Here is a 9,242-nt window from a genome sequence, read left to right as displayed (position 1 = left end):
CTGATCTCTTTTACAAGAATAGGGTGGTCACTTTAAACCGGAACAAATTGCTCTCTTTTACCGGAATGGGATGCTCACTTTTGCCAGAATTTGCAGCCAGGCCGTTATGGCAGCGCAGGGTAGCGTAGCGGCTTCTTCATAAGAAAGATAATCAGGAATTTTAATTACTGCATTCTCTTTTAAAACCACAAATTCCTGTAACATTCCGTCACTGGCACTTCCGCCAAGAGAATTTAATAATTTCTCAGCAGATAAATTTCCATCCATCCAGTTAGGAAAAAAGAGACCCGCAACACGATCATTTAAAGCTACTTCTGTTACCTGATTTCCAATTTCAACCACAATTCCTACACCATCAGAAACAGGTATCCTGCCCACCGGAGGTTTCCACTTATCTGTACCTTTAATAACAAGTAAATCCCTGTAATTTAAAGACACCGCTTTGATTTGGACTAAAATTTCGTTTGGCAACAGTTTAGTATAGCTTTTCTCAACTTGTTTTAAAGTTTCGATGCTATAATTTTCAGATATTTGATATGCTTTCATAGTACTACAAATGCATTGGGGAAAGACCAGGAGCAGTTATTTGACGCTCTTTTTTTAATAAAATTAAGACCAAGTGGCCCAATGACAGTACAAATGTATTACTTAATTATAGCAGTTAATGAGACGTGGTCCCATTGTGAGTTACTCATAAATTAAGGAGTATGTACCATTACAGTCTTTCCGGATGGCTATTTCATTTTTTTAGTGTAAGAAGTGGGCTGAATGCGAATTTCATAAGGAATATTTTCTTTACCCCAGTCACAGAGTTCGTGTAGTACTTTAACCAACGAAAGTCCGCTATCCGTAATCCGATATTCCACCCGAAGAGGCACTTCATTGAAAATTTCTTTCTCAATCAATTTGGCTGTTACCAATTCATTTAAAACATTAGAAAGTACATTGTCTGAAATACCGTTTAAAGATTCTTTTAAATTAGAAAACCTTGAAACGTCTAGTTTTACCAGTACTAAAATTTCCGATACCCATCTCTTTCCCACTATACGAAGCACCTTGTTTAGCGTACATCTTTCATCAAGATAATATTCATTTAGAGTATTAGTGGAGTTCAGTTTCTTTTTGCTCATATTTATTTAGTTAATAGCAGTCAAAATTTCTGCTGTCCGGGTAATGATTAAAGAGGCTAAAAATATAAACTAAATGTTGAGATGCCAAAAAAGCGACTGAATAAATCAATTACTTTTAGGCCTTACATTGATAGTTCAGTTTTTGAAACTACCTTGTTTTCCATTCACACAGCAGACCCGATTTTAAAAAGAATGCTACATAAAAAAAGGAAACAGAATAAACTTCTGTTTCCTTTTTTATTAATTTTTATGCGAAATACCCGGGATCTATTTACCGCTTGAGGCTGTAATTTTTCCTAATTGAAGTCTGTAATCCGGTCTTTTTACATTATTCAGGTCAACAAAAGTTTCTTTGTTCTCTGTGTGGGAATACACATTAAAAAACATGCTGTTACCGTACCAGTTTTCTAAATCTGTATTGTCAGCATTGTTTTCTGTAAAGATATTGCCGCTGCATTGATTGAAGAACATCTCTTCAAATTTGATCTTTTTCAGGTTAACCTCATTGATTTGAGTTTTGCTGTCTATTAGCACCGCAGGATTAAAACCGGAAACTACGCTTCTTTTTAATTCCAAAGAGGCATTTTCGGCAACATAAACAGCTTCTTTAACCAAACCTGCCTGAATGTCTGCTGTAATATTTTCACTGTCGTTTAGCATTGTCATGTTGGAAGCACTAACGAATGTGGCTTTTTTGGTGAAGTCAGTTTCGTTTTTCTTTTCATAACTTTTTACCTCCAGACATCTGGATCCATCTTTATTGCTCGATAAGTAAGAGGATCTCACCGCCAATGAATTAAATAATCGGCATTGGATTCCCTGTGTAAATTTAAAATCATCATTGATAGATTTGTAGGATACTAATTGAGCTGTGTTTACATCACCTCCGTAGAAAGCAAATGAATCACCGCCGGAGTAACTTACCATGATATTCTCTAAAACGGTTTTATTTCCCACTCCTGCAATAGTCAATCCATTAAAGGAATCCATTCCTTTAACTTTTTTACCGGCAAATTCAATTCGTACATATTTTAATACTCCTGAATTTGAAGCGGGGTTGTTCCCTCCATATACCGTAAGGGCAGGATCAAGATCCATACTGTAAGAACCGGCACTGCCGAATTTATTTATTGGAGCATCACCAAGAATTACTACGCCTCCCCAGTCACCTGCTTTTTTCATGCTTTGGTTTGAGGTAAAGATAATAGGGTCTGTTTCCATTCCTGCTGCCATAATTTGGGCTCCTTTTGTGATGACAAGAGTACCTTTTGTAACAGCGTCTCCAATAATTACGGTACCAGGCTCAATAGTGAGCACTGCATTATTGGTTACATATACATTTCCCTGAAGGATATATACATTTCTTTTCAGCAGTTTTGTGTTTTCAGTAATATTTCCGGCTAAAATTTGATTAGCATCTTTGGAATCGGACTTTTGAGGCTTAAATTCTGTCCAGTTATCCAGCCAGTTGCTGTATCCTATAATTCCTTTTTCCTGCTGTGCACTTGCGCCGGCAGCTGTAAGCAACAGGCAAATCATTAGAGTAATTTTTTTCATAGTTTGGGGCTATTAGGTATTATATGGTCTCTAGACATCCAGAAAACAAAGTATATAAATTAACAACATTTTTTTCAATCTTCAACAATAAATCTCAAAAATTATATAATTAAAAAAAGGATAGCACAAATTGCCCTGATGTCTGTTACAAATATAGATAAACAAGTTAGAGTCCGCAGTGGGTTTACTCCTATTTAACATCAGAAAGGGAAAACTTAACATTGCAGCTACTAATTACTTTCAACTTGTAATAAGTGCGGGTCCTGAAAACCTGCCAGCTTAAGGATGCGGAGTGTAATAAGTCCCTGCTATCGACATTAATATCTCGCTTTTACTGTACTAGATAACGGCTTATAATTCGAACTTTTGTAAGTGGCACCTCTAACAAAAACTTTAGAATTGAAAACCGAATTCGTATATTGCTTTGCTAAAATTAACTTGCCAGGGATATAGATTTTAAAATACCTGCTTTCAAACGTTTTTAAGTTCATTTGTATCGAAATCATTTAGATTATGAAAAACTCATTAGTACTCTTCATTACATTCTTAGCTTTTACAGCCTGTTCAAAACATCAGGAGAAAAAAAATATTGCTATCACTGGCATAGATTCCACATTGCGGCCTGGTGATGATTTTTTTAAATATGTAAATGGCAAATGGTATGATTCTGTATCAATACCTGCATCTCAGGCCGGAGTTGGTGCCTATATGTTTATGAATTACCCGCAACGAATGCGCCTGCAGGGAATATTGGACAGTCTTTCGCAAAGTACGAATTCAGCAGGGAGTATAGCACAAAAGGTAGGCGACTTTTATGCATCCGGTATGGATACGGTAACCATTGATAAACGCGGTTATGCACCTATTAAACCCTTACTTTCCAAAATTGAAGCCATTAGCGATTTACCGTCCTTAATGAACTTTGTAGTGAATGAAGTAAAAGTGAACAATTCTTCTATTATAGCTTTTGGAGTATCACCCGATGAAAAAAACAGCAGTATGAATATTGCCCAAATTTATCAAACAGGTATTGGTTTGCCGGACAGGGACTATTATTTCAAATCAGATTCATCAACGGTTGCTATACAGGAAGCGTACAAAAAATACCTTACTACTTTATTTCAACAAACAGGCAGCAATGCCATAGAGGCTAAAAAGAATGCTAATGTGGTTTACGATATTGACAAACAACTCGCCGTTTCGCATAAAACAAAAGTTGAACTTCGGGATGTACAGGCCAATTATAATAAAATGGCTGTGTCGGATCTTGCTAAAAGACATCCCAACATAGGCTGGACTACTTTTTTAAATAAGTTAGGTGCTCCAACCGATTCTATTAATACAGGCCAGACTGCCTATTATGATGCCCTGAATAAGCTTTTAAAAACCATTCCTATTCCTAATTGGAAAATTTACCTCAAGGCAAATTCTATAGAAAGATATGCAGATGATTTAAGTAAACCTTTTGGCGATGCCTTATTTGAGTATACTAAAGTGCTTTCCGGTCAGGCTGTTCAAAAATCACGTGGCGAAAAAATGGCTAATGTCGTTGACAATTATTTAGGCGAGGCGTTGGGTGAATTGTATGTAAAGAAATATTTTTCTGAAGATGCCAAAAAACGGATGTTAACCCTCGTGAATAATCTGCAAAAAGCGTATGCCACAAGAATTGACCAATTGGAATGGATGAGTCAAAGTACGAAACAAAAAGCGAAAGAAAAATTGGCAGCCATGACTAAGAAAATAGGATATCCGGATAAATGGAAAGACTATAGCAAGGTACAAATAGCCAGGAATACCTATTTTGAGAATATGGTATCGGCCGCTTCAGCTGCCTATCAATTTCAATTGGCAAAATTGGGCAAACCGGTCGATAAATCAGAATGGTATACAACAGTTCCAACAGTTACGGCATATAATAATCCTACTGCAAATGAAATTGTTTTTCCTGCAGGTATTTTACAACCCCCATATTTTGATAATAATGCCGATGATGCACTGAACTATGGAGGTATCGGAATGGTTATAGGTCACGAAATAACCCATACTTTTGATGATCAGGGGGCTCAGTATGACAAGGATGGCAACTTAAAAAACTGGTGGACCAAAGAGGATTATGCCAAGTTTAAGTCAAGAATACAACAGGTGATCAATTTGTACAGTACCTATACCGTTTTAGGCGATCTGCACATTAATGGCGCAATGACAGTTGGCGAAAATACGGCAGATATCGCCGGAATAGCAGTTGCTTATGATGCTTTTAAAATGACCCAGCAAGGACAAGGCAATACAAAAATTGGCGGTTTTACTCCGGACCAACGCTTTTTTATTTCTATAGCCAAAATATGGAGAGTAAAAATGAAAGACGAGTTCCTGCGTTTGTGGATTAACAATAATCCGCATTCTCCACCAAATTGGCGTGTTAATGGTCCTCTAATGAATACGACACCTTTTTACGAAGCTTTTAATATACAAGCTGGAGATAAAATGTTTTTGCCTAAGAAAGACAGGATAACAATTTGGTAATGTCGCTTTTCGAAGTGTGACCATGAAAAGCTGCGCAATCCCGAAAAGCCTTCGGGACTGACTTTGCGCAGTTTTTTTGTTCCTTAGAAATTATAAACCTGATAAAAGTCTCCCGACTTTTTACGTTTTAGCTTAAAACAAAAAAGCTTCAGATTTCTCTGAAGCTTTTTCTCTTAGCAGTGGGAACAGCACCCGAACCGGAATTAATCATTGCTATTTCCTATATACCTTTGATGGGGCTATTCCAAACTCTTTGCTAAATGAACGTGAAAAATGAGAGATATCTTCAAATCCCACCTCCAGGTAAACCTCAGATGGTTTTTGGCCCCTTTTAGTTATTAGATAGTAAGCTTCCTGCAACCTTTTTTGCAGAAGCCATCTTCCCGGTGCCATTTTAAAAATCTTTTTAAAATCACGTTTGAAAGTTGTTAAACTTCTGCCACTCATATATCCAAAACGTTCCATTGAGATATTAAATTGAAAATTCAGGTTCATAAAAGCTTCGAGATCTATTTTTCCGGGCTCGCTAAAATCAAACAGTACATTTTTGAGTTCAGGATTTGTTTTAAGCATCAGCAACACGGCTTCTTTTGTTTTGATAAGGAGCATCTGTTCGTTTTTACCATCCGTAGTAAGATCGAAGTAGGGAGTAAGCGACTGAATATAAGTAAGCAGAATTGGTTGAGATTGAATGTTTATAACGGCATCATTGGTAGCTGGCATGTCTGCAGTATACCCATATTCTTTACTGAAATTTTTTAAAAAGGTCTGATCAAGACGTACTGATATGGTTTTGTATTCTCCATTTTGTGGCGGAATTTTAATATACCTGGCGAGACGGTTTCTTCTGGCCAGACAGAATTCACCGGTCTGTACTGAATATTCTTTTTCAGCATCGTTGATAATCAGCGATCCTGAAAACTGATACAGAAAAATATGTTCGGGAATAAATTGCTCGTTTGATAAATTTCGTGTTACATAACAGGAATACAGAATGTTGGGACTTATCATTTTATAAATGTTTTTTTGTACAAAATAGAAGCAGAATTGAAAAATGCTAAAGTTTCAATTCTGCCCTGTTAAATTAAGCTCGATCTATTATTTATCGTTATTAAATAGATGAAATAATAGCTCTTCTTGTATTACAATGCAATCACTTTTGGTTCTACATATTCTTCAATACCGTATGCCCATGAAGTTCTGCCTATACCGGACTGTTTAAATCCTCCAAAGGGAGCTTTGGATTCCCTATTTACGGCCGTATTGATCAATACTCGTCCAGAGATAATTTGGCGTGCGATCTGTTTCGCTTTTTCAGCATTACCTGAGCTGATATAGGCTGAAAGACCATAAATTGTATCGTTGGCTATATTTATGGCTTCCTCTTCTGTTTTATAGGTAATAACACAAAGAACCGGGCCAAAAATTTCTTCTTTGGCAATGATCATATTGGACTCTACATTCACAAACACTGTTGGCTTAGCATAAAATCCTCCAAGACCTTCGGGATGACCCAGTCCTCCTACAAGAATTTCAGCACCCTGATCCCAGCCGGACTGAATATAGCGCTGTACAGTGTCATACTGTTTTTGACTTACCATCGGGCCAATGTAAGACTCCGCGCTCCATAAATCCCCAATCTTAATATTTTTCATATTTTCTACAATCAGCTTTTTGATTTCTTCCAATTTGCTTTCCGGAACAATAATCCGTGTTCCTGCATGGCAGGCCTGACCGCTGTTGCTGAAACCTATTGCTAATGCCAAAGGAATGGCTTTCTGAAGATCCGCATCCTCCAATATTATATTGGGTGATTTACCGCCCAGTTCCAGAGTAACTCTTTTCATAGTTTCTGCTGCCTTGCTGCCAATCAGCCTGCCAATTTGAGTAGATCCGGTAAAGGTTACAGCTGCAATGTCCGGGTGAGCAGTCATTACAGCTCCGACTACGGGACCGGTTCCGTTTACAATATTGATGACACCATTAGGAACACCAGCCTGATCAAAACACTCCGTAAGGATTTGCGTCTGAATGGCACTCAATTCACTGGGCTTAATCACAATCGTACATCCCGCTGCAATCGCCGGGGCAAGTTTTCCGCAGATGTGTGTATAATCTGCATTCCAGGGAGTGATTGCTGCTATTACACCCAAAGGTTCATTTACTATAGTGGCATATTCCAGTTGTTTTTCAAATTCAAATCCTTCCATGGCAGCTTTCGTATCGAGAAATATCTGCGCAGCATATCGTGTTCTTCCTTTGGTTGCTGAAATTGGAGATCCGTATTCTTCTACTGCCGCATTATTAAGGGCTTCTTCATTGGCAAGAATGGCATCGTGCAGACGCTGCAGTATTTCGCCACGTTCCTTCAGGGTTGATTTTGAAAAAGTCAGGAAAGCTGTTTTTGCGGACTCTATTGCCTGATCGGTATCAATTTGATCGCCTAAATGTACGATACCAATTTTCTCTCCTGTTGCAGGATTGTAAAGATCCTGAGTTTCTGTTCCGTGTGGTGCTGTAAATTGACCGTTAACGTAAATTTTATCTATTATTTTCATGTTGTATTATTTAATTTAACAATGCAAAATTAGAGTGAAAACAGAGGAGCGACTTGACTCAGAAGTTCAAATTTGTTGTCTCTAAAGCTCACTGTGATTTGATGTTTTGTAATTTATTTATTTGCAATTGGCATTGCTACTCCTGATTCTCGAACAAACGAAAGTAATTTTCTGGCGTGGCTGTAGGTCCACACATCAGTGCCTGAAAGTTTGTCTTTCCATTTTAATTCTACTTTTTCGGAAGTAAATTTTGCTACTGCATCAAAATAAGTTTCCATCAGCAGATTGATGTTGCCATGGTCTGTTTTTGCCACAGTACTTCCGAAATCTACTTTTGCAAAGGCTTCCTGCAGGCCGGAGATTATATCAGAGATGTAATTTTTATTATCCATAACATCTTGTCTGTTTCCAAGTTTTGACCAGTGACCGGCAACAAGCGTATCAAAATCAAGCTGCAGCAAATAATTGTGAAGATCCAGATATCCGTCAATATTTTGTGCGTATGCCACTTGTTCGAAAGGCACCCATCCGGGGAATACAATATCCACTGCCATAACTATCTTTTCCTTTGGGAGAAAGACAATCAGATCATCGGCACTGTGAGCCGTTTGCCCGGTATGAAGAATTTTAATAATTCGCTTGCCAACAGTCAGCGTCAGGCTTTCTTTAAATGTTTTAGTTGGTGCAGGGACCGGTTTTCCTCCAACAAAAACACCAAAAGGCAGCTGGTTTTTGGCTTCATTATGTTTTTTTAATTCATTGGCAGATTCTACGCTGGAAATATACTGGGCATCTGCCGGATAGAGACTTGCAGCTCCAATATGATCCGGATGGCTGTGAGAATATAGTACATATTTCACGGGCAGATCTGTGACTTCTTTAATGGCCCGAAGAATATTTGCGCCAATAGAAGGGGGAGCATCAACGGCGACAACGCCTTCACTGGTGACAATAAACATCATTTGGTAAATCCCATCGGTTACATAATACACTTTGTCTTTGATTTCTGAAACCAAATATCCCTTTGTTGGATCAATTGGTAAAGAGGAATTGGGTAGTGTGGGTAAAGCAGATTGGTTCGTTCTTACGTTGATCTGCGCTGCTGTGAAATTATAAATAAATAATACGGCAATAGTTAAAAATGGGAATACAGTACTACGTTTTGTTCTTAAAGGGAATATAGTTTTCATAGGAATTGGTTTTAGGAACTGAATGTTTTCCAGTCGGTTAATATTAAATGTAAAATTGCGACATGCCTTTACATTTAAGCTTAGCATCTTTTCCTGAATCGTTAACTATTCTTCCCATGGTGTAATAACCGGGTCCCTATCATTGAGATTTGTCAATTGATTTCTTATTATATGTCAATTTCGAAATCAATATCCCGGCCTAATTTTGTAACGCAATTAATGGTTAACTTTTTTACAGTTTAAAGTTAATTGCAAATAATAAAATAGAATTTTTAACCTAT

At 37.6% G+C, this 9,242-nt stretch carries 7 protein-coding genes; 1 reads left to right on the top strand and 6 read right to left on the bottom strand.

Annotated elements, in window-relative coordinates; all coding sequences use genetic code 11:
* Positions 1-57: 57 nt before the first annotated feature.
* The 3 genes from EV142_RS16450 to EV142_RS16440 form a co-directional block, all read right to left on the bottom strand.
* The gene (locus tag EV142_RS16450; RefSeq protein ID WP_132036937.1) at positions 58-546 is read right to left on the bottom strand and encodes an alcohol dehydrogenase catalytic domain-containing protein; all 489 of its coding nucleotides are present in this window, start codon (positions 544-546) and stop codon (positions 58-60) included.
* Positions 547-734: 188 nt separating this feature from the next.
* Entirely contained in the window at positions 735-1,130 is a 396-nt protein-coding gene (locus EV142_RS16445) for a winged helix-turn-helix transcriptional regulator (protein ID WP_132036936.1), read from the bottom strand.
* A gap of 267 nt (positions 1,131-1,397) precedes the next feature.
* The gene (locus EV142_RS16440; protein WP_132036935.1) at positions 1,398-2,687 is read right to left on the bottom strand and encodes a hypothetical protein; all 1,290 of its coding nucleotides are present in this window, start codon (positions 2,685-2,687) and stop codon (positions 1,398-1,400) included.
* 513 nt (positions 2,688-3,200) lie between these two features.
* Between EV142_RS16440 and EV142_RS16435 the strand changes: the two genes are divergently transcribed.
* On the top strand, positions 3,201-5,213 hold the full coding sequence (locus EV142_RS16435) for a M13 family metallopeptidase (RefSeq protein ID WP_132036934.1): 2,013 nt from the start codon (positions 3,201-3,203) through the stop codon (positions 5,211-5,213).
* 213 nt (positions 5,214-5,426) lie between these two features.
* Here EV142_RS16435 and EV142_RS16430 read toward each other — a convergent pair whose 3' ends face one another.
* The 3 genes from EV142_RS16430 to EV142_RS16420 all read right to left on the bottom strand — a co-directional run bounded on the left by EV142_RS16430 (position 5,427) and on the right by EV142_RS16420 (position 8,961).
* On the bottom strand, positions 5,427-6,224 hold the full coding sequence (locus tag EV142_RS16430) for a helix-turn-helix domain-containing protein (RefSeq protein ID WP_132036933.1): 798 nt from the start codon (positions 6,222-6,224) through the stop codon (positions 5,427-5,429).
* Between the two features lie 131 nt (positions 6,225-6,355).
* A complete protein-coding gene (locus EV142_RS16425) occupies positions 6,356-7,771 on the bottom strand; it encodes an aldehyde dehydrogenase family protein (RefSeq protein WP_132036932.1) in 1,416 nt (471 codons plus the stop codon).
* Positions 7,772-7,884: 113 nt separating this feature from the next.
* Positions 7,885-8,961: an MBL fold metallo-hydrolase gene (locus EV142_RS16420; RefSeq protein ID WP_158286337.1), complete on the bottom strand. Its 1,077-nt coding sequence runs from the start codon at positions 8,959-8,961 to the stop codon at positions 7,885-7,887.
* Positions 8,962-9,242: the final 281 nt, after the last annotated feature.

The sequence above is a fragment of the Flavobacterium circumlabens genome (genome assembly GCF_004345565.1).
GTDB lineage: Bacteria > Bacteroidota > Bacteroidia > Flavobacteriales > Flavobacteriaceae > Flavobacterium > Flavobacterium circumlabens.
This window is presented reverse-complemented; position numbering and strand designations above follow the sequence as displayed.

Bases quoted from the DNA above. Each gene is read 5' to 3' on its own strand.
- EV142_RS16440 (WP_132036935.1), bottom strand. From the start codon at position 2,687: ATGAAAAAAATTACTCTAATGATTTGCCTGTTGCTTACAGCTGCCGGC.
- EV142_RS16425 (WP_132036932.1), bottom strand. From the start codon at position 7,771: ATGAAAATAATAGATAAAATTTACGTTAACGGTCAATTTACAGCACCA.
- EV142_RS16430 (WP_132036933.1), bottom strand. From the start codon at position 6,224: ATGATAAGTCCCAACATTCTGTATTCCTGTTATGTAACACGAAATTTA.
- EV142_RS16435 (WP_132036934.1), top strand. From the start codon at position 3,201: ATGAAAAACTCATTAGTACTCTTCATTACATTCTTAGCTTTTACAGCC.
- EV142_RS16420 (WP_158286337.1), bottom strand. From the start codon at position 8,961: ATGAAAACTATATTCCCTTTAAGAACAAAACGTAGTACTGTATTCCCA.
- EV142_RS16445 (WP_132036936.1), bottom strand. From the start codon at position 1,130: ATGAGCAAAAAGAAACTGAACTCCACTAATACTCTAAATGAATATTAT.
- EV142_RS16450 (WP_132036937.1), bottom strand. From the start codon at position 546: ATGAAAGCATATCAAATATCTGAAAATTATAGCATCGAAACTTTAAAA.